17 protein-coding genes are annotated in these 20,261 nt (G+C 69.6%); 9 read left to right on the top strand and 8 right to left on the bottom strand.

Annotation, left to right across the window (positions count from 1 at the left end; translation table 11 throughout):
• Positions 1-343: 343 nt before the first annotated feature.
• The 7 genes from tkt to ABZ420_RS29195 all read left to right on the top strand — a co-directional run bounded on the left by tkt (position 344) and on the right by ABZ420_RS29195 (position 9,905).
• A complete protein-coding gene (gene tkt / locus ABZ420_RS29225) occupies positions 344-2,485 on the top strand; it encodes a transketolase (RefSeq protein WP_357129282.1) in 2,142 nt (713 codons plus the stop codon).
• A 6-nt stretch (positions 2,486-2,491) separates the two neighbouring features.
• Positions 2,492-3,628 (top strand): transaldolase, encoded by a 1,137-nt coding sequence (gene tal, locus ABZ420_RS29220; protein ID WP_357129279.1) that lies wholly within the window; start codon positions 2,492-2,494, stop codon positions 3,626-3,628.
• A 3-nt stretch (positions 3,629-3,631) separates the two neighbouring features.
• Positions 3,632-5,206, top strand: a complete 1,575-nt coding sequence (gene zwf, locus ABZ420_RS29215) for a glucose-6-phosphate dehydrogenase (RefSeq protein ID WP_357129276.1) — start codon at positions 3,632-3,634, stop codon at positions 5,204-5,206.
• Positions 5,203-6,111, top strand: coding sequence for a glucose-6-phosphate dehydrogenase assembly protein OpcA (gene opcA, locus ABZ420_RS29210; RefSeq protein WP_174554921.1), 909 nt, complete (start codon positions 5,203-5,205; stop codon positions 6,109-6,111). Before zwf ends, opcA begins: the two co-directional genes overlap by 4 nt.
• Positions 6,104-6,859, top strand: a complete 756-nt coding sequence (gene pgl / locus ABZ420_RS29205; RefSeq protein WP_357129273.1) for a 6-phosphogluconolactonase — start codon at positions 6,104-6,106, stop codon at positions 6,857-6,859. Before opcA ends, pgl begins: the two co-directional genes overlap by 8 nt.
• A gap of 215 nt (positions 6,860-7,074) precedes the next feature.
• Positions 7,075-9,378: a thiamine pyrophosphate-dependent enzyme gene (locus tag ABZ420_RS29200; protein WP_357129270.1), complete on the top strand. Its 2,304-nt coding sequence runs from the start codon at positions 7,075-7,077 to the stop codon at positions 9,376-9,378.
• Between the two features lie 47 nt (positions 9,379-9,425).
• Entirely contained in the window at positions 9,426-9,905 is a 480-nt protein-coding gene (locus ABZ420_RS29195) for a hypothetical protein (protein ID WP_062974903.1), read from the top strand.
• A 26-nt stretch (positions 9,906-9,931) separates the two neighbouring features.
• Here the strand turns inward: ABZ420_RS29195 and ABZ420_RS29190 are convergent, their stop codons facing one another.
• Complete coding sequence (locus tag ABZ420_RS29190) at positions 9,932-10,534, bottom strand: hypothetical protein (protein ID WP_040867476.1); 603 nt, start codon at positions 10,532-10,534, stop codon at positions 9,932-9,934.
• A 61-nt stretch (positions 10,535-10,595) separates the two neighbouring features.
• Positions 10,596-11,585, bottom strand: coding sequence for an alpha/beta hydrolase (locus ABZ420_RS29185; RefSeq protein ID WP_357129268.1), 990 nt, complete (start codon positions 11,583-11,585; stop codon positions 10,596-10,598).
• Between the two features lie 54 nt (positions 11,586-11,639).
• Here ABZ420_RS29185 and ABZ420_RS29180 point away from each other — a divergent pair, with 54 nt between their 5' ends.
• Complete coding sequence (locus ABZ420_RS29180) at positions 11,640-12,488, top strand: SDR family NAD(P)-dependent oxidoreductase (RefSeq protein WP_357032130.1); 849 nt, start codon at positions 11,640-11,642, stop codon at positions 12,486-12,488.
• 462 nt (positions 12,489-12,950) lie between these two features.
• On the opposite strand, the gene secG is transcribed toward ABZ420_RS29180, so the two are convergent.
• The 3 genes from secG to ABZ420_RS29165 form a co-directional block, all read right to left on the bottom strand.
• Positions 12,951-13,184: a preprotein translocase subunit SecG gene (gene secG / locus ABZ420_RS29175; RefSeq protein ID WP_039798855.1), complete on the bottom strand. Its 234-nt coding sequence runs from the start codon at positions 13,182-13,184 to the stop codon at positions 12,951-12,953.
• A 71-nt stretch (positions 13,185-13,255) separates the two neighbouring features.
• Complete coding sequence (locus ABZ420_RS29170) at positions 13,256-14,854, bottom strand: MFS transporter (protein WP_357129266.1); 1,599 nt, start codon at positions 14,852-14,854, stop codon at positions 13,256-13,258.
• 10 nt (positions 14,855-14,864) lie between these two features.
• Positions 14,865-15,806 (bottom strand): DMT family transporter, encoded by a 942-nt coding sequence (locus ABZ420_RS29165; protein WP_357129263.1) that lies wholly within the window; start codon positions 15,804-15,806, stop codon positions 14,865-14,867.
• Between the two features lie 288 nt (positions 15,807-16,094).
• Here ABZ420_RS29165 and ABZ420_RS29160 point away from each other — a divergent pair, with 288 nt between their 5' ends.
• Positions 16,095-16,877 carry an META domain-containing protein gene (locus tag ABZ420_RS29160; RefSeq protein ID WP_357129260.1) on the top strand — a complete coding sequence of 261 codons (783 nt, stop codon included), beginning with the start codon at positions 16,095-16,097 and terminating at the stop codon, positions 16,875-16,877.
• 289 nt (positions 16,878-17,166) lie between these two features.
• On the opposite strand, the gene tpiA is transcribed toward ABZ420_RS29160, so the two are convergent.
• The 3 genes from tpiA to gap are packed head-to-tail and all read right to left on the bottom strand — an operon-like array spanning position 17,167 to position 20,194.
• The gene (gene tpiA / locus ABZ420_RS29155) at positions 17,167-17,952 is read right to left on the bottom strand and encodes a triose-phosphate isomerase (RefSeq protein WP_357129257.1); all 786 of its coding nucleotides are present in this window, start codon (positions 17,950-17,952) and stop codon (positions 17,167-17,169) included.
• A gap of 2 nt (positions 17,953-17,954) precedes the next feature.
• Positions 17,955-19,169, bottom strand: coding sequence for a phosphoglycerate kinase (locus tag ABZ420_RS29150; RefSeq protein WP_357032153.1), 1,215 nt, complete (start codon positions 19,167-19,169; stop codon positions 17,955-17,957).
• 5 nt (positions 19,170-19,174) lie between these two features.
• Entirely contained in the window at positions 19,175-20,194 is a 1,020-nt protein-coding gene (gap, locus tag ABZ420_RS29145; RefSeq protein ID WP_040867484.1) for a type I glyceraldehyde-3-phosphate dehydrogenase, read from the bottom strand.
• Positions 20,195-20,261: the final 67 nt, after the last annotated feature.

Raw genomic sequence — 20,261 nt, 5'->3', positions numbered from 1 at the left:
GCCCCCGCGCAACGTCGCCGGTATGTGACGCGCCGTACCGCCGGTCCGGCACCGCACGGACGGTCTTCGCCAGGGGCGGCGACCCGCCGGTAGGACTCTCGTCCGAGGCTCTGGCCGCCCGGTCCTCGCATCGGGTCCGTGTCGTTCGTGGTGCGGCCCGAATACCGAGCGAACACGCAGCGCGACACAGGCCGCGAAACCAAGACAGGGTTAATGGTGTGCCGGTCACCGGGCACATCTAGGGTAGTTGGGTATACCCGGTGAGCATGCCGTAGCTGCCGCGCGATCATCGCCGTCAGAACCCACCCGCCGTCGACGAACCAATGTCAGGAGAACCTCGGTCGTGTCGATCACAGACGACATCCGCGCCCTCACTCAGCCGAACCACCCGGACGACTGGACGGATCTGGACACCAAGGCTGTCGACACCATCCGGGTCCTGGCCGCCGAGGCGGTGCAGAACGCCGGAAACGGCCATCCCGGTACCGCGATGAGCCTGGCGCCGCTGGCGTACACGCTCTACCAGCGCACCATGCGCATCGACCCGAGCGACCCGAGCTGGGTCGGCCGGGACCGGTTCGTGCTGTCCTGCGGTCATTCCAGCCTCACCCAGTACATCCAGCTCTACCTGGCGGGTTACGGCCTGGAACTGGACGACCTGAAGAACCTGCGCAAGTGGGGCTCGCTCACCCCGGGCCACCCCGAGTTCCGGCACACCGACGGCGTCGAGATCACCACCGGCCCGCTCGGCCAGGGCCTGGCCTCGGCGGTCGGCATGGCGATGGCGGCGCGGCGCGAGCGCGGCCTGTTCGACCCGGACGCCGCGCCCGGCGCGAGCCCGTTCGATCACTTCGTCTACGTCATCGCCTCCGACGGTGACCTGGAGGAAGGCGTCACCTCCGAGGCGTCGTCGCTGGCGGGCACCCAGCAGCTGGGCAACCTCGTCGTGGTCTACGACGACAACAAGATCTCCATCGAGGACGACACCACCATCGCCTTCACCGAGGACGTCGCGAAGCGTTACGAGGCCTACGGCTGGCACGTGCAGGTGGTCGAGGGCGGCGAGGACGTCGTCGCCATCGAAGCCGCGCTGGAGGCCGCCAAGGCCGAGACCGGCAAGCCCTCGATCATCGTGCTGCGCACCATCATCGGCTACCCCGCCCCCAGCAAGATGAACACCGGTACCGCGCACGGCGCGGCGCTGGGCGCCGACGAGGTGGCCGCCACCAAGAAGATCCTCGGCTTCGACCCGGACAAGAGCTTCGACGTGGATCCCGCGGTCATCGAGCACACCCGTAAGGTCGTCGAACGCGGGCGCGCGGCGCATGCGGAGTGGCAGAAGTCCTTCGACGCGTGGGCCGCGGCCAACCCGGAGAACAAGGCGCTGTTCGACCGCCTGATCGAGCGGCGGCTGCCGGACAACTGGATCGCGAATCTGCCCAGCTACGAACCGGATCCGAAGGGCATGGCCACCCGTAAGGCGTCCGGCAAGGTGCTCGCCGCGCTGGCGCCGGTGCTGCCCGAGCTGTGGGGCGGCTCGGCCGACCTGGCCGAGTCCAACAACACCACCATGCCCGACCAGCCCAGCTTCGGGCCGGAGTCGATCTCCACCGGCATGTGGAAGGCCGACCCGTACGGCCGGACCCTGCACTTCGGCGTCCGCGAGCACGCGATGGGCGCGATCCTCAACGGCATCGCGCTGCACGGCCCGACCCGTCCGTACGGCGGCACCTTCCTGGTGTTCAGCGACTACATGCGTCCCGCCGTCCGCCTGGCCGCGCTGATGCGCGTGCCCGCGATCTACGTCTGGACCCACGACTCCATCGGTCTCGGTGAGGACGGCCCGACGCACCAGCCGATCGAGCAACTCGCCGCGCTGCGCGCCATCCCGGGCCTGAACGTGGTCCGTCCGGGCGACGCCAACGAGACCACCTACGCCTGGCGCACCATCCTCGAACGCGACAGCAGCGAGCACCGGTCACACTTCTCGGTGTCCGAGCCGCCGCACCAGGACGGCCCGTCCGGGCTGGCGCTGACCCGCCAGGATCTGCCGATCCTGGAGGGCACCAGTTTCGAGGGTGTGTCGAAGGGCGGTTACGTGCTGGCCGAGGCGTCCACGGGCACACCGCAAGTGATCCTGATCGCCACCGGCTCGGAGCTGCAGCTCGCGGTCGCCGCCCGCACTACGCTGGAGGAGCAGGGCATCGCCACCCGCGTGGTGTCGATGCCGTGCGTGGAGTGGTTCGACGCGCAGGACAAGGCTTACCGGGACGAGGTGCTCCCGCCCGCGGTCGCCGCTCGCGTCGTCGTCGAAGCCGGTATCGCGATGCCGTGGCACCGGTTCGCCGGTGACGCGGGCGAGATCGTGTCGATCGAGCACTTCGGCGCCTCCGCCGACTACAAGACCCTGTTCCGCGAATTCGGGTTCACTCCGGAAGCCGTCGTTGCCGCCGCGCAGCGCACGCTCGAGAACGTGAAGGGATAAGCGCTCATGGCTCAGAACGAGAATCTCGCCGCTTTGTCGGCGGCGGGAGTGTCCGTATGGCTCGATGATCTGTCCAGGGACCGCATCCGGTCCGGCAACCTCGCCGAGCTGATCGAGACCCGCTCGGTCGTCGGGGTCACCACCAACCCGACGATCTTCCAGGGTGCGCTCAGCCAGGGCCACGCCTACGACGGCCAGCTGAAAGAGCTTGCCACGCAAGGCGCGGACGCCGACGCCGCGATCCGCACCATCACCACCGATGACGTCCGCGCGGCCTGCGACGTGTTCGCTCCGGTCTTCGAGGCCTCCGGTGGCGTGGACGGCCGGGTCTCCATCGAGGTCGACCCGCGCCTGGCGTTCGACGCCGACCGGACCGTCGCGCAGGCGGTCGAACTGTGGAAGATCGTCGACCGGCCCAACCTGTTCATCAAGATCCCCGCCACCGAGGAGGGCCTGCCCGCCATCACCGCGGTGATCGCGGAGGGCATCAGCGTGAACGTCACGCTGATCTTCTCGGTCCAGCGCTACCGCGCGGTGATGGGCGCCTACCTCGAGGGTGTGAAGAAGGCCAAGGTCGCCGGCCACGATCCGGCCAAGATCCATTCCGTCGCCTCGTTCTTCGTCTCCCGCGTGGACACCGAGATCGACAAGCGGCTGGAGGCGCTCGGCACCGAGGACGCGCTCGCGCTGCGCGGCAAGGCGGGAATCGCCAACGCCGTCCTGGCCTACGCCGAGTACCAGGACGTCTTCGACGGTGGCAAGCACACCTCCACCTTCCTGAACCTGGCCGCCGCGGGCGCGAATCGGCAGCGTCCCCTGTGGGCCTCGACCGGCGTGAAGAACCCGGACTTCCCCGACACGATGTATGTCACCGAGCTGGTGGCCCCGAATACGGTGAACACGCTGCCGGAGAAAACGCTCCAGGCGGTCGCCGATCACGGCGCGATCAGCGGCGACACCGTGTCGGGCAAGGCGGAGGAGGCCAAGGAGGTCTTCGATCGGCTCGCCGCGGTCGGCGTCGATCTCGACGACGTGTTCGCGGTGCTCGAGCGCGAGGGCGTGGACAAGTTCGAGAAATCCTGGGAGGAGCTGCTTTCCGCCACCGCCGACGAGCTGAAGTCGGCGTCGACCGGGAACGGCTGATCGATGGCCGGGGCAGCGCCGACGGATCGGCCCGAGGCCGCCGAATGGCAGAACCCGCTGCGTGACAAACGCGACAAACGGCTGCCGCGCATCGCCGGACCGTGCAGCATGGTCATCTTCGGTGTCACGGGTGACCTGTCTCGGAAGAAGCTGATGCCGGCCATCTACGACCTGGCGAACCGGGGGCTGCTGCCCCCGGCCTTCGGCCTGGTCGGCTTCGCGCGCCGCGACTACGCCGACGAGGATTTCGCCCAGGTGGTTCTGGAGGCGGTGAAGGCGCACGCGCGCACCCCCTTCCGCCAGGAGGTCTGGGACCAGCTCTCGGAGGGCATCCGGTTCGTCCAGGGCAGCTTCGACGACAACGCGGCGTTCGACCGGCTCGCCGACACCTTGACCACGCTGGACAAGGAGCGCGGCACCGGCGGCAATCACGCGTTCTACCTGTCCATCCCGCCGAACATGTTCCCGGTCGTGCTCGATCAGCTCTGCGCGCACGGCCTGGCCCAGACGACCGGGCCGGACGCCGCGCGCAAACCCTGGCGACGAGTGGTGATCGAGAAGCCGTTCGGGCACGACCTGCACAGCGCACAGGAGCTCAACGCACTGGTCAACGGGGTTTTCCCCGAGGAGCGGGTGTTCCGCATCGACCATTACCTGGGCAAGGAGACGGTGCAGAACATCCTGGCACTGCGCTTCGCCAACCAGCTCTACGAGCCGATCTGGAACGCCAACTTCGTCGACCACGTGCAGATCACGATGGCCGAGGACATCGGCCTCGGCGGTCGCGCGGGCTACTACGACGGCATCGGCGCCGCGCGGGACGTGATCCAGAACCACCTGCTGCAATTGCTGGCGCTCACCGCCATGGAGGAGCCGATCAGCTTCGAGCCCAAGCAGTTGCAAGCCGAGAAGATCAAGGTGCTCTCCGCGACCAAGCTCGTCGAACCACTGGACGAGACCACCGCGCGCGGCCAGTACACCGAGGGGTGGCAGGGCAGCGAGCACGTGCTCGGCCTGGCGGAGGAGGAGGGCTTCGATCCGAATTCGAAGACCGAGACCTACGCCGCCATCAGGCTGCAGATCGACACCCGCCGCTGGGCGGGTGTCCCGTTCTTCCTGCGCACCGGAAAACGGCTGGGCCGCAGGGTCACCGAGATCGCGGTGATCTTCAAGCGGGCGCCGCACCTGCCGTTCGACCAGACCATGACCGAGGAACTCGGGCAGAACGCGCTGGTCATCCGGGTACAGCCGGACGAGGGCATCACCACCCGGTTCGGCTCGAAGGTGCCCGGCTCCAGCATGGAGGTGCGCGACGTCAACATGGACTTCACCTACGGCGAGGCGTTCACCGAATCCTCTCCCGAGGCATACGAACGCCTGATCCTCGATGTGCTGCTCGGGGTGCCGTCGCTGTTCCCGGTGAACGCGGAGGTCGAATTGTCCTGGCGGATCCTGGATCCGGTGCTCGAGCACTGGGCCGCCGAAGGCAGGCCGGAGCCGTACGAGGCGGGCACCTGGGGTCCGCCCTCGGCCGACGAGATGATCGCCCGCACCGGGCGGGAATGGCGGCGCCCGTGATCGTCGACATGCCCGAGACCAAGACCGGCGAGGTCACCAAGCGCATCGTGCAATTGCGCGAGAGCAACGGCGTGATCACCGTGGGCCGCGTGCTCACCCTGGTGGTGTGCACGCTCGACAGTTCCGAGGCCGAGGACGCGATCGACGCGGCGAACGAGGCCAGCCGCGAGCACCCCTGTCGCGTCGTGGTGCTGGCGCGCGGTGACCGGGAGGCCGCTACCCGGCTGGACGCGCAGATCCGGGTGGGCGGCGACGCGGGGGCGGCCGAGGTCATCGTGCTGCGGCTGCAAGGCGAACTCGTCAATCACGAGAGCAGCGTCGTCACCCCGTTCCTGCTGCCGGACACGCCGGTGGTCGCCTGGTGGCCACGCGGAGCGCCGGAGTTCCCGTCCAAGGACTCGGTGGGCCGCCTGGCCGGCCGCCGCATCACCGACGCCACGTTCGCGCCCGATCCGCAGGCGGCGATCAAGAAGCGGCTGCAGTCCTACGCCAGCGGCGATACCGACCTGGCCTGGAGCCGGATCACCTACTGGCGTGCCCTGCTGGCCGCGGCGATGGACGAGCCGCCGTTCGAAACGGTGGATTCGGTGACGGTGTCCGGGCTGCGCGACGAGCCCGCCCTGGACATCCTGGCCGGCTGGCTGGCCGCCCGGCTGGACTGCCCCGTGCGCCGCCGCACCGGCCCGCTGCAGGTGGAATTGCACCGCCCCACCGTCTCCATCGCGATCGAACGCCCGCAGACCGGCCGCACCGCGACGCTGACCCGCACCGGTGAGCCGGTGCAACGGATCGCCTTGGCGCGCAGGGAGACGCGCGACTGCCTCGCCGAAGACCTACGCAGGCTGGACGCCGACGAGACCTATGCGGAAGCGCTGGCCGGAATCGAGAAGGTGATCTATGAGTGAGCACACCGATTCACCGTTCCCCAGCGACACCGTCGAGGTGCACCTCGACACCGAGTCGCTGGTGGCCGCCGCGGCGGCCCGCTTCGTCTCGGTCGTCGTCGCGGCACAGGCCGAGCGGGGTTCCGCGTCGGTCGTCCTGACCGGCGGCGGAACCGGCATCGCCCTGCTGGAGCTGGTGCGCAAGTCCCCCGGCGATATCGACTGGTCCCGGGTCGAGGTGTTCTGGGGTGACGAGCGTTTCGTGCCCGCGAACGATTCGGAGCGCAACGACCTGCAAGCCGGGCAGGCGCTGCTCGATCACGTGCCGGTCGACCCGGCGCGGGTGCATCCGGTGGCCGTCTCCGACGGCGAGTACCCCGACCCGGTGGAGGCGGCGGCCGAGTACTCCGCGACGGTGCACGCCTATCTCGCCGAACACGACGCGTTCGATCTGCACCTGCTCGGTATGGGCGGCGAGGGCCACGTCAATTCGCTGTTCCCGCACACCGACGCGGTGCGGGAACAGCACGAACTCGTCGTCGCCGTGACGAATTCGCCCAAGCCGCCGCCGGTGCGGGTGACGCTCACCCTGCCCGCGATCCGCCGCAGCCGCCACGTGGTGCTGGTGGTCGGCGGCGCCGCCAAGGCCGAGGCGGTCGCCGCGGCCATCGGCGGCGCGGAGCCGGTGGAGGTGCCCGCGGCCGGCGCGATCGGTCTGGACTCCACCACCTGGCTGCTCGATCAAGAGGCCGCGTCCGCACTGCGCTGAGCGGGCCACGCCCGAGCGGGCGTAGCCGCGTCCGCGCGCGCTGCCGCGCGCAGGAGCCGGAGCGCCGTGGCTTGATCCGGCCCTCGCGGGGCAGCAGGGTCACTGCTGCCGAGCCCGGGACGATCTCGTAAATTTGTCCGCCACTATGCCCGACGGCCGAAAGAACACCGCCGGATAACGCAGCCGAACAGCGACGTTTACGAGATGATCGGTCGGTGACCGAGCAGGCAGTGGATCTGGACGAGCGGTGGCGCACCGCGGTCGCCGCACTTCGGCCGCGACCCGGCCGTCCGGCGGATCAGCCGGTCGCACCCGGCGTCGCGGTCACGGGCGCGACGTGCCTGGAATTGTTCGACGCGCAAGCGACGAGCAGGCATCTCGATCTCGCGGCACGCCGCCTCGGCAGCGCCCGGCGCGGTTTCTACAGCATCGGATCGTCCGGTCACGAGGGCAACGCCGCCCTATCGGCTGCGCTGCGGATCACCGACCCCGCCCTGCTGCACTACCGCTCGGGAGCGTTCTTCGTGCACCGGGCCCGGCGTGTGCCCGGGCTCGACCCGATCCGGGACGTGCTGCTCGGTGTGGTCGCGGCGGCGGCGGACCCGATTTCCGGTGGGCGGCACAAGGTATTCGGCAGCGCGGCCGCGCACGTCATCCCCCAGACCTCGACCATCGCGTCGCATCTGCCCCGCGCGGTAGGTCTGGCGTTCGCGATCGATCGCGCGGCACGGCTCGGCGTCGCCGGTCCCTGGCCCGTCGACGCGGTCGTGCTGTGTAGTTTCGGCGACGCGTCGGCCAACCACTCCACCGCGGCCGGAGCGATCAATGCCGCGATTCATACGGCCGGGCAAGGGATTCCGATGCCGGTCCTGTTCGTCTGTGAGGACAACGGCATCGGGATCAGCGTCCCCACTCCCCCGGATTGGATCGAGCAGGCGTACGGCCACCGCCCGGGTCTGGCCTACTTCCACGCGGACGGCTGCGCCGCACTCGACGCGTTGACAACCGCCGACGCTGCCGTCCGGTATGTGCGGGCCGGCCGCGCGCCCGCGTTCTTGCATCTGCGGACGGTGCGGCTGCTCGGTCACGCGGGCTCGGACGTCGAAACCGCCTACCGCCGTCCCGCCGACATCGCCGCCGATCTCGCTCGCGATCCGGTCCTGGCGACCGCACGGCTGCTGATCGAGTCCGGCGTAGCCACCCCCGCCGACCTGCTCGACCGATACGCCGACCTGGGCCGCCGCGTGGCCGCGACGGCCGAACTCGTCTCCACGGAGCCGAAACTCACCTCGGCGGCGGCCGTGACCGCCCCGATCGGCCTCTACCGTCCGGCACTCGTGCGCGCCGACGTACTCCGGCGCGACAGCCGCGGAATTACGCAGACCGGCCCCGCGATCGCCGACATCGATACGCCGCATCATCGCAACGGCGCCGCGCAGGGTGATCCGGTGACCCTGGCGCAGGCGATCAACGACACGCTCGCGAGCCTGCTGGCGCGCGACCGCGACGTGCTCGTCTTCGGGGAGGACGTCGGCCGCAAGGGTGGCGTATACGGCGTGACCAAGGGTTTGCAGAGGAGGTTCGGCGCCCGCCGCGTGTTCGACACCCTGCTGGACGAGCAGAGCGTCCTCGGGACCGCGCTGGGCTCGGCGCTGGCCGGATTCCTGCCGATCCCGGAGATCCAGTACCTGGCATACCTGCACAACGCCGCCGATCAGATCCGCGGCGAAGCGGCCACGCTGTCCTTCTTCTCCGACGGCCGCTACCGGAATCCGATGGTGGTGCGGATCGCCGGATACGCCTATCAGAAGGGTTTCGGCGGCCACTTCCACAACGACAACTCGGTGGCCGCGCTGCGCGACATCCCCGGCGTCGTGCTCGCCTCCCCGTCCCGCGCCGACGACGCAGCCGCGATGCTGCGCACGTGCGTGTCGGCGGCCCGGGTGGACGGCAGAGTGTGCCTGTATCTCGAGCCCATCGCGCTGTATCACACCCGCGACCTGCACCATCCGGGCGATGACGACTGGCTGGCCCGCCCGTCTCCTGACGAACACGTCGAGATCGGCCGTGCTCGGGTCTACGGCGACGGGGCCGACCTGACCCTGGTCGGCTTCGCCAACAGCGTGCCGATGAGCCTGCGCGCGGCACAGCGCTTGGCCCGGCTCGGGATCCGCGCGCGGGTGCTGGACCTGCGCTGGCTCGCTCCCCTGCCGCTGCACGATCTGCTGCGGCACGCACGCGCGACCGGTCGGGTTCTCGTCGCGGACGAGACCCGGCGCAGCGGAGGTGTGTCGGAGGCGGTGTGCGCCGCGCTGATCGACGCCGGTTTCACCGGCAGGCTCGCGCGCGTGACCAGCGAGGACAGTTTCGTGCCGCTGGGTCCGGCCGCCGCGACGGTGCTACTCGACGAGGACCGCATCGAAGCCGCCGCCCTCCGGCTGCTCCGCGACGCGACCGGCGTGGAACCGCGGCGCGCCGGGGCCTGGCATTCCCCGGAATCCGATTCGACCGGGGAATAGTGGAAATACAGTGACGTGACGGTGACCAGCAGTGGAAAGGACTCGCGATGACCACGATGTCCATGCTCGGCGAGGTGCGGCCGGAGCACGAGCACACGACCGACGGCGATCTGGTGTTGCTGCACTACCTGCGGTCGTTCCACAAGCCCGTACTGGACGTGTGGTCGGCCGCCACCGAGCGCGGCCAACTCGCCCGCTGGCTCGGGGCCGTCTCCGGCGGCAACGGCAACCTCACCATCGAGTTGTTCGACGGTCCGGTCCCCGGCCCGGTCGCGGTGCGGGTCGACCACTGCCAGGCGCCGCACGAATTGGTCGTGCACATCGATGGCTGCCTGCTCGAAGTCCGGATGACCCAGGTCGGCGTGGTCACCACCGTGGAACTGACCCGCCGCCACGTATGTCCCGCCGACGCGGGCGCGATCGGCCCGCGCTGGCAGTACCTGCTCGACCGCCTCACCGCCTACCTCGATTTCCAACCGTTGCCCCGGTGGTCGGACTACCCGAAGCTGGCGGAGGAATACCGCTAGACCACCGAGCCTCCCGCCGGGCGTGTTCAGTAGAAGAACCCGGCGATACCCCAGCCGGGACGCGCCTGCGCCTCCCGGATCCACTCGACGCAGGACTCGATCGCCGCGAGGACCTCGTGGTCGACCTCCTCACGCTGCGGCGGCGTGGTCGACTCCCACTGCACGAGCGCTTCGGCGCACTGCTCGGGCGTCCATTCGCCGTAGCCGGGCAATTCATCCGGCTGCGGCAGCGAAGGCGGCAGCGAGTGATACATGAACGCGCGGACGCTCACCGCTTTGATGCCGAGTGTGGCCAGGCCGTCGTCGATGTGGTCGAGCCAGCGACCCCGGAACGCCGAGAAGTAGCGGTTGTCCACGAAGCGACCGTAGAACTGGCAGATCGTCTGGTAGGCGTAGCCGTACTGGAAACCGTAGGCCGGGTCGAACGGACCGCCGTCCACGACGGCGCGCACCGCCTCGTAACGGGTGGGCGCGCCGGCCGCGATCTCGTCGGCGAACCAGTCGTCGTCGTGGGTCAGCTGGGCTTTGAACCGGCCGCCGATCATCCGCCGGAGCTTGTCGTCCCGGGACCCGATGGCGCCCTTGACCCTGTCCAGTTCGACGACGTAGATGCTCAGGCTATAACTCATTCACCGAACATTAGCGGTGCCCACCGACAACGAACATCGCTGAGCCCGAAGGCGTTTCACCTCAGGCCGGGAGCCGGGCCGGATGCGCGGCCAAGTGGGCGAGATGAGTGGTGAGCAACGCGTTCACCTGCTCGGTCCGTTCCAGCTGTACGAGGTGGCCCGCGTCGCTGATCTCGGTGACCGCCCGCAGGTCGGCGACGTGCTCACGCAGCGTGGCCAGCGGGTCGCGGCCACTGAAACCTTCCATGTCGGGATCGCGGTCGCCGTACAGGAAATAGGCGGGCACAGCGACTTTCGCGTCCGCGTACTCGGCGGTGAGTTCCCAGTTGCGGTCCAGGCTGCGATACCAGTTCAATCCGCCGGTGAACCCGGTGCGTTCGAAATCTCGGGAGAGCACGTCCAGCTCGTCCGCGCCGAGCCAGCTCCACGGCAGCGCGGGCGCCTCCGGCAGCACATCGAGATAGCCGGTGCCCTCGGCCGGGAAGCGCCAGGTATCCAGGTAGTGATAGTCGGCGCTGAGCGCATAGTAGACGCGAGCCAGGAACTCCCGGGGACGCGCGCCGAGTTCCGCATCCGCCACACCCGGAGTCTGGAAGTAGTGCAGGTGCAGGAAGTGCCGAGCCGCGGCCTTCGCCCACAGCTGCGACGGAGCACGCGGCGGACGTGGCGCGAACGGATTGTTCAAGACGATCACGCCGCGCACCCGCTCCGGCGCGCGCAATGCCAGTTCCCACACCAGTGCCGCGCCGAAGTCCAAGCCGACGAACACCGCCTGCTGCGCGCCGATGTCGTCGAGCAGAGCGAGTAGATCACCGCAGACCGCGCGATTGGTGTACGCCTCAGGGTCGGCCGGGACGTCGGTGCGACCATAGCCGCGCAGGTCCGGCGCGAGAGCTCGGTACCCGGCGGCGGCGACCGCGGGAAGCTGGCGGTGCCAGATGTACCAGGTGTGCGGAAAGCCGTGGCAGAAGACCACCGGCTGCCCGGTTCCCTGCTCGGCGACGTGCATACGGACCCCGCCGGTCGTCACGAACCGATGCGTCAGCTCCACTCGGGCCTCCAAAACCTAGAACACGTTATCGTTTCACGGTAATGTTCCGGTTTCGTGAGCGGAATACCCGAGAGGCTCGAAGGCAAGATCGCGGTGGTCACCGGCGCCAGCCGCGGCATCGGCAAGGGGATCGCGCTGGAACTCGGTGCGGCGGGTGCCACGGTGTTCGTCACCGGACGCTCGGCGGCGCAGGGACGACTACCCGGCACCGTACACGCCACGGCCGCGGAAATCGATGCCGCGGGCGGGGTCGGCATCCCGTTCGTCTGCGACCACCGCGACGACGACGCGGTGGAGCGACTGTTCGAGCTGATCCGCACCGAGCACGGCAGGCTGGACGTGCTGGTGAACAACGTCTACAACTCCCCCGCCGCTGCCCGATGGCTGGGTAAGCCGTTCTGGGAGGTGCCGCCCGCGGCGTGGGACGAGTCGTTCGACGTGGGCGTCCGGTCGCATTACGTGGCAAGCTATTTCGCCGCGCCGCTGTTGATCGAATCGGGCGGGCTGATCGCCAACATCTCCTCGCCGGGGGCGCGCAGGTACATGCACAACGCGGTGTACGGCGTCGCGAAATCCGCCCTGGACCGGCTCACCGCCGACATGGCGCACAACCTCGCGGGCACCGAGGTCACCGTGGTCTCGCTCTGGCCGGGCATCGTCGACACCGAACTGCTGCAACTGGTTCCGGCAGGCGCCGACGGCCGCAGGCTGGTCACGCTGCCCGGTGAGGGCACCTTCGACCTCGGCGACGCGCAGACGCCGCGCTTCACCGGCCGCGCCGTCGTCGCGCTCGCCACCGACGCGGGGCGTCGCTCCCGCACCGGGTTGCCATGGCCGGTAGCCGATCTCGCCGAGTACTACGGGTTCACCGACATCGACGGGCGCATCCCGCGCGTCGACTGACTCCGTTCACAGCGCGCCGAGGAAGCGCCGCACCGAGCGCGGCGGGACCGGCCTGGCCGCCACGTACACGTACGAGGGCGGGCGTCGGGGATGTCCGGATAGACGACGCCGGGATGCGGCTGCCCTGGTGCGCACGAGATCGGGTACGACATCGATACCGCGATCGACCGCGACCGATTGTCTCGGCGGTGCTCCCGGCCGTATCGGTGCGATCTGGGCCGCGGTGACGGCCGCGGCGCTATTCGGGGGAACGTTCGTCGGAATCGTCATGCTCGCGCTGCGAGTCGGCGCAGAGTTGCCCGACGCGGGCCGCGGCGGCGCCGCTGACCGCGCGTTACGGGGCGGGACAGATCCTCGGGCCGGTGGCCCCGGTGCTCGGGACGTCCTATCCCGCCGCGTTCGTCATCGCCGCGGTCGTGCTCGGCGCGGCGACGCTCACGGCGGGCGTGGTGATCGCCGGGATCAGGCGAACTTGATCTCGAGGCCGATGCCGAGAATGGCGATCAACCAGATGACGCCGGTGAAGATGGTGACGCGGTCGAGGTTCTTCTCCACGACGGTGGATCCGGACAGGCTCGATTGCACGCCGCCGCCGAACAAGCTGGACAGACCTCCACCCTTGGCGCGGTGCAGCAGCACCAGCAGCACCAGCAGCACGCTGGTGATGATCAGGAGGATATCCAGGAACATCCGCATGCCGGACAGTGTATGCGGTCGGGGCGACCGCACCGAATCAGGCACTCGGCAGCCGCGCGCAGGGCACCGCCCTAGCGCCGGTCGACCGCCACGAGGTGGGTGACCTGCTCTCCCTCGACGGCGCCGAATTTCGCGACGGCCTCTTCCCGCAGCTGATCCTGCGCGGTGAGCCGGACCTGGTGCTGGTGCATGTGCTCGGCCCAGGACCGCACGACGAACGCCTCGACATAACGGTCGATCACCCCCACGTCGCGGTACAGGCGCCATTCCATCGCGCCGGTGCGCTGCCGGGACCGGCCGACGAAGGCCATGGCGGCGAGGAATTCCTCGACGTCTTCCGGCGGCACGTCGTAGCTGCGCAGGATCAGCACCGGACCGTCGTCGGGATCGGGTTCCACCGCCAGTTGCGGCTCGGGCCAGAACGCCGAGGGCGTCAGGTCGAGCACCTCGGGATCGTTCCGGATGGGCAGCCACACCGTGCTCACCGCGCAGAACGCGAGCAGCGCCGTGGCCCACAGCAGCGCGGGCACCGAGCCGATCGCGCCGGCGACCAAGCCCCAGACCAGCGAGCCGATCGCCTGGCCGCCCATGAAGACCAGCAGATACACCGACAACCCGCGCGCACGCACCCAGGCGGGCAGCAGCAGCTGCATGGTCGAGTTCATCGTGGACATCGCCAGCAGCCACGCCAGTCCCGCGAAGACCAGCAGCACCAATACCACCGGCACCACACGCAGCAGCGCGGTGCCCGCCGTCGCCGCCCCGAACAGGATCGCGGCGATGGTGAGCCGCTGCGTCGGGGTGAGCCATGCCCGCAACCGGGACAGCATCGCCGCGCCGAGCACCGCGCCGACGCCGAGCGCCCCGAGCATCAGGCCATACCCGGACGACGACAGCGCGAGCCGGTCGCGCGCGATCACCGGCAGCAGCGCCCAGACCGCGCTCGCGGGCGCGATGAACAGGATCGACCGCAGCAGCACCCGGCGGATCGCTGGCGCCGCGCGGATGAACCGGGTGCCCGCCTGCAACGCCGCCAGCGGGCGCTCGGTGGGCAGGCGCCGGTCGATCGCAGGCCTGCGCCAGACCGTCAGGACGGCGACGATGCCGACGAACGACACGGCGTTCAGCGCGAACACCAGCGTCGGCCCGGACAACGAGACCAGCGCGCCGGCCAGCGCGGGACCGACCGCCCTGCCGATGTTGATGTTCATGCTGCCCAGCGCGGAGGCCGCCGGGATCTGCTCGCGCGAGACCAGTTCGGGCTGGATCGCCTGCCAGGCAGGCGCGGTCAGCGCCTGCCCGCAACCGAGCAGGAACAACAAGGTGAGCAGCACGCCGGGGGTGGTGTGACCCGTCGCCGTCGACACGGCGAGCAGCGCGGCCAGCGCCGCCATCGCGGACTGGGCGCCGAGCAGCAGCCTGCGCCGGTCCACGAGGTCGGCGATCACCCCGGACGGGATGGCCAGCAGCATCACCGGCAGCGTGATGGCGGTCTGCACGAACGACACCAGCACCGCCGCGTTGGGCTGGTCGACCATGATCCACTGCGCGCCGACGGTCTGCATCCAGGTGCCGAGATTCGACACCAGCTGCGCCACCCACAGCGCGCGGTACACCGGTGAACGCAGCGGCGCCCAAGTGGAAATCGGGGTCGTCGCGGCTATCGTCACTCGCCGAAGCTTAGTCGCGGCGGTGCCCCCGCCCCGACGCCGCGTCCGGCCCCCCGACCGCCGGACGCGCCGCTGTCGCGGCCAGCAGCAACGCCACGATCAGCAGCGCGGCTCCCGCCAAGCCCGCCGACGTGAGGCGTTCACCGAGGATCACCGCCGCGAGCGCCGCTCCCGTGAGCGGTTCCAGCAGGGCCAGTACCGCGGCGATCCCCGGACCGGCGTCCGAAAGGCCGCGGAAGTACAACGTGTAGGCGACCGCGGTTGGCGCGAGCCCCAGCACCAGGACCAGCGCGATACTGCCGGGCGTCGGGACGAACGCCAGCCCGCTCGTGGCCGCGAGTGGCGCCAGCAGCAACGCGCCTCCGGTGAACCCGAGGCCGGTGGTGGTCATCGCGTCGAGCCCGGGCACCGGCACGGCGTTGAGGACGGTGACCGTCGCGAACGCCGCAGCGGCCACCGCCGCGAACGCCGCGCCCACCAGCAACCCGTGCGCGCCGCCGGCATCGCTCGGTACCCCGACCAGCAAGGCCAGTCCGCACACCGCGATGCCGATCGTCGCCGCGCGGCGACGGTCCACCGCGTGTCGTCCGGTGACATGCTCCAACCCGGCGACGACCACCGGCGACATACCGATCGTGATCAGCGTCGCGACGCTGACCGAGGAGGCGGCGACCGCGCCGAAGTAGGCCGCCTGGAAGGCCGCCGCGAGCACGGCGACCGCGCCGATCCGGCGCCAGGCCAGCGGGTCTCGCGGCCACGGCCGCCGCGTGCCCGCGAGTAGAACCACCAGCAGCAGCCCGCCGACAGCGAGCCGGCAGGTGGCCACCGAGACGGGCGACAATCCGGTGGCCCGGTGCACCAACGTGCCGAGCAGACCGCCGGTGCCCCACAGGAGGCCGGCGCCGACGAGGTAGACCAGCCCGGGACGGGCGGCGAACACAGTGGAGGACATGAGAGATCGCGCTCCTGCGACAAGAGGGATTGGGGTCGCGGAAGCGAGGTGCACAGTGCTGCCGAAAGAAGCGCGCCCACCCGTTCGGCGGCGCGCTGGATGCCTACACCTCGCTCAGGAAGCGGGCGGCGGAGTGATCGGGAAGCACCGGTGCACGGCACAGATACTAATACGGGGCCGAGTGAGTCATCCCATGAGTCTTGATTCCGGCGGCCGGCGAGTTCACCGGCAGGCCGTGACGACCGACGCGACCTCGGTGGCCCGGCCGGTCGTCGGTAACATCGCCGCATGGCGGCACTCCTCGCGCGATCAGGACCGCTCGTCTTGCTCGCCCTTTGCACGGTGGCGGCGTGTTCGAGCGGCGAGCCCGACCGCGGCGCCGACGAGCCGACCCCGGTGGGCCGCACATTTCTCTCCACCGGCGTCGAAGGCACCCCGATTCCCGGTGGCGGGCCGCTGACCATCAGCTTCACCGAGGGTCGGGTAGCGGCCGACGCGGGATGCAACAAGTTCACCGGCGCGGCCTCCCTGGACGATCAGGTGCTGCACGTCTCCGGTCTGGCCACCACCCTGATGGCCTGCGAGGACGATCGGCGCGGCGCCGACGAGTGGCTCAGCGGCCTGCTGAACTCGCAGCCCACCTGGCGGCTGGACGACTCGCGGCTCACCCTGCACAGCCCCGACCGCACGGTGAGCTTGATCGACAAGAAGGTCGCTCAGCCGGACAAACCGATCGTTGGCACGCCTTGGCTGGTCACCGCGTTCATCACGGACAACAGCCGGATCCGTTCGCGTGCCCTCGACGAGGCACAGCCGACGCTCACCATCGCCGCGGACGACAGCGTCTCCGGCGGCGCCGGGTGCAATCGCATGACCGGCAGCGCCCAGGTGTCCGGCACCCGGATCACCTTCCGGATCGCCACCACGAAGATGCTGTGCTCACCGGAGGTGATGGAGGTCGAGCAGGCCGTATTGAGAACCCTGGACGGCACGGCGACCGCCACGGTGGACGCCGACACGCTGACCCTGCGCAACGACAACGGCGCGGGTCTGGTCCTGCACGCGCAGTGACGCCCGGATCACCGTGCGCATCGAGATCGGAGAATCTACCGGCCATCACGATGTCGGGGTCACCGCCGCTCCCCTTGGCGCCCTTGTAGCTCATGGCCATCGGCGTGACACCGTCTACGGTCGTCCACTCGTAGCGATTGTCGGTCGGTCCGAATCCGAGGCGCCCGAGCCAGTCGTACGCGCTGCTGCCGTGGACGTCCTCGGCTTCCTCCCCTGATCGCTCTCGGCGCTTACAGCACAGCCCGGTATCGCGGGAGGCGATACCGGGCTGTCGCGCGTCGGACCCGGGTCAGGGCAGGGGGCCGCCCGCGGCGATCGCGGAAAGGGTGGCGAATTCGTCACCCTTGAGCGAAGCGCCGCCCACCAGTGCGCCGTCGATGTCGCTCTGCGCGACCAGTTCTCCGACGTTCTTGGCGTTCACCGATCCGCCGTAGAGCACGCGCACCTCTGCCGCGACTTCCGACGAGGCGAGTTTCTCCAGCTCCCCGCGAATCGCGCCGCAGACCTCTTGTGCGTCGGCGGGGGTGGCGACCTTGCCGGTGCCGATCGCCCACACCGGCTCGTAGGCGATGACGATCTTCGAGATGTCCTCCGCCGACAGGCCTTTCAGCGATCCGCGCAGTTGCTCGATGTTGTATTCGACGTGCGTTCCCGCCTCGCGGACGTTCAAGCCTTCGCCGATGCAGACGATCGGGGTGATCCCGTGCTTCAACGCCTGCTTGGCCTTGGCCAGCACGGTGGCGTCGTCCTCGTTGTGGTACTGCCGCCGCTCGGAGTGCCCGACCACGACGAAGGTGCAGCCCAGCTTGGCGAGCATGCTCGCGCTGATCTCACCGGTGTAGGCGCCCGCCTCGTGCACCGAGACGTCCTGGCCGCCGTAGGTGAGCAGGAGCTTGTCGCCTTCGACCAGCGTCTGCACGCTGCGCAGGTCGACGAACGGCGGGATCACCGCGACGTCCACCTTGTCGAAGTACTTCTCCGGCAACGCGAACGCGATCTTCTGCACCAGGGCGATGGCCTCGAGGTGATTGAGGTTCATCTTCCAGTTGCCCGCGATGAGCGGTTTGCGTGCCATGCTCAGTCCTCCAACACCGCGATGCCGGGGAGCTCTTTGCCCTCCAGGTACTCCAGTGACGCGCCGCCACCGGTGGAGATGTGCGAGAAGCCGTCCTCCGGCAGGCCGAGCGCCCGCACGGCCGCGGCCGAATCGCCGCCGCCGACCACGGTGAACGCGCCCTTGCCGGTGGCGGTCACGATCGCCTCGGCGACCCCGCGGGTGCCCGCGGCGAACTTCTCGAACTCGAACACGCCCATCGGCCCGTTCCAGAAGACGGTCCGCGCCTCGGTCAGCAGGACCGCGAAGCGGTGCACCGAGTCCGGGCCCACGTCCAGACCCAGCCAGCCGTCCGGGATCTCGTGCGCCGGTACCACCTTCGACTCCGCGTCGGCGGCGAACTTGTCGGCCACCACGATGTCGCGCGGCAGGTGGATGACGTCGGCGTACTGCTCGAGCAGCTGCTTGCAGGTGTCCACCATCTCCTCCTGCAGCAGCGAGTCGCCTACCGAAAGGCCCTGTGCGGCAAGGAAGGTGAAGCACATGCCGCCGCCGATCACCAGGGTGTCGACCTTCGGCGCGAGCGCCTCGATGACCGCCAGCTTGTCGGAGACCTTGGAACCGCCGAGCACCACCGCGTACGGCCGGTCCGGGTTCTCGGTCAGCTTGGCCAGCACCTCGACCTCGGCCGCGACCAGCGTGCCCGCGTAGTGCGGCAGCAGCTCGGCGACGTCGTACACCGACGCCTGCTTGCGGTGCACCACGCCGAAACCGTCGGAGACGAACGCGCCGTCGTCGCCGACCAGCTCGACCAGCGCCGCGGCCAGCTTGGCCCGGTCGGCGTCGTCCTTGCTGGTCTCGCGCGCGTCGAACCGGATGTTCTCCAGCAGCAGCACGTCGCCGTCGGTGAGGCCCTCCGACCGCGCGAGCGCGTCCTGGCCCACCACGTCACCGGCGAGCTGGACATTGCGGCCCAGTTCCTCGGCGAGGCGGGCAGCCACCGGCGCCAGCGAGAGCTTCGGGTCCGGTTCACCCTTCGGGCGGCCGAGGTGCGCGGTGACGACGACCTTGGCGCCTGCCTCGGCGAGTGCCTTGATGGTCGGCGCCGAGGCGATGATGCGGCCGGGATCGGTGATCTGTCCCTGGTCGTCGAGGGGGACGTTCAGGTCGGAGCGCACCAGCACGCCCCGGCCCTCGACGCCCTCGCCGAGCAGATCCGCGAGTGTCTTGACAGCCATGCGCGTCAGAGCGACTTGCCGACGAGGCCGATGAGATCGGCGAGACGGTTCGAGTAGCCCCACTCGTTGTCGTACCAGGACACGACCTTGACCTGGTTGTCGATCACCTTGGTCAGCGGCGCGTCGTAGATCGACGAGGCCGGGTCGGTGACGATGTCGCTGGAGACGATCGGGTCGGTGTTGTACTTCAGGATGCCCTTCAGCGGGCCCTCCGCGGCGGCCTTGTAGGCGGCGTTGATCTCCTCGATCGAGGCCGACTTGCGCAGCGTCGCGGTCAGGTCGGTGACCGAGCCCGTCGGGACCGGCACGCGCAGCGCGTAGCCGTCCAGCTTGCCCTGCAGCTCGGGCAGCACCAGGCCGATGGCCTTCGCGGCGCCGGTGCCGGTGGGCACGATGTTCAGCGCGGCGGCGCGGGCGCGACGCAGGTCGCTGTGCGGGCCGTCCTGCAGGTTCTGGTCCTGGGTGTAGGCATGGATGGTGGTCATCAGGCCGTGCTCGATGCCGAACTCGTCGTTGAGCACCTTGGCCAGCGGGCCCAGGCAATTGGTGGTGCAGGACGCGTTGGAGATGATGTTCTGGCTGCCGTCGTACTTGTCGTCGTTGACGCCCATGACGATGGTGATGTCCTCGCCCTTGGCCGGGGCGGAGATGATGACCTTCTTGGCGCCCGCGGCGAGGTGGCCCTTGGCCTTGGTGGCATCGGTGAAGATGCCGGTGGACTCGACCACCACGTCGACACCCAGGTCACCCCAGGGCAGCGCGGCGGGGCCTTCCTTGATCGCCAGCGCCTTGATCCGCTGGTCGCCCACCACGATGGTGTCGTCGCCGTCGAGCGAGACGTCCTGGGGCAGACGGCCCAGGATCGAGTCGTACTTGAGCAGGGTCGCGAGGGTCGCGTTGTCGGTGAGGTCGTTGACCGCGACGATCTCGATGTCGGTGGTGCCGAGCGCCTTCTGCGCCTCCACCGCCCGGAAGAAGTTACGTCCGATACGACCGAAGCCGTTGATGCCTACCCGGACAGTCACGTTATCGCTCCTCAACTTTCCAGCGGATCATTCCGATGCCCACTCACACTAACGTCCTGCGGCGACC

Origin of the sequence: Nocardia sp. NPDC005745, assembly GCF_040630775.1 — a bacterium.
In the GTDB taxonomy this organism is placed as follows: domain Bacteria; phylum Actinomycetota; class Actinomycetes; order Mycobacteriales; family Mycobacteriaceae; genus Nocardia.
This window is presented reverse-complemented; position numbering and strand designations above follow the sequence as displayed.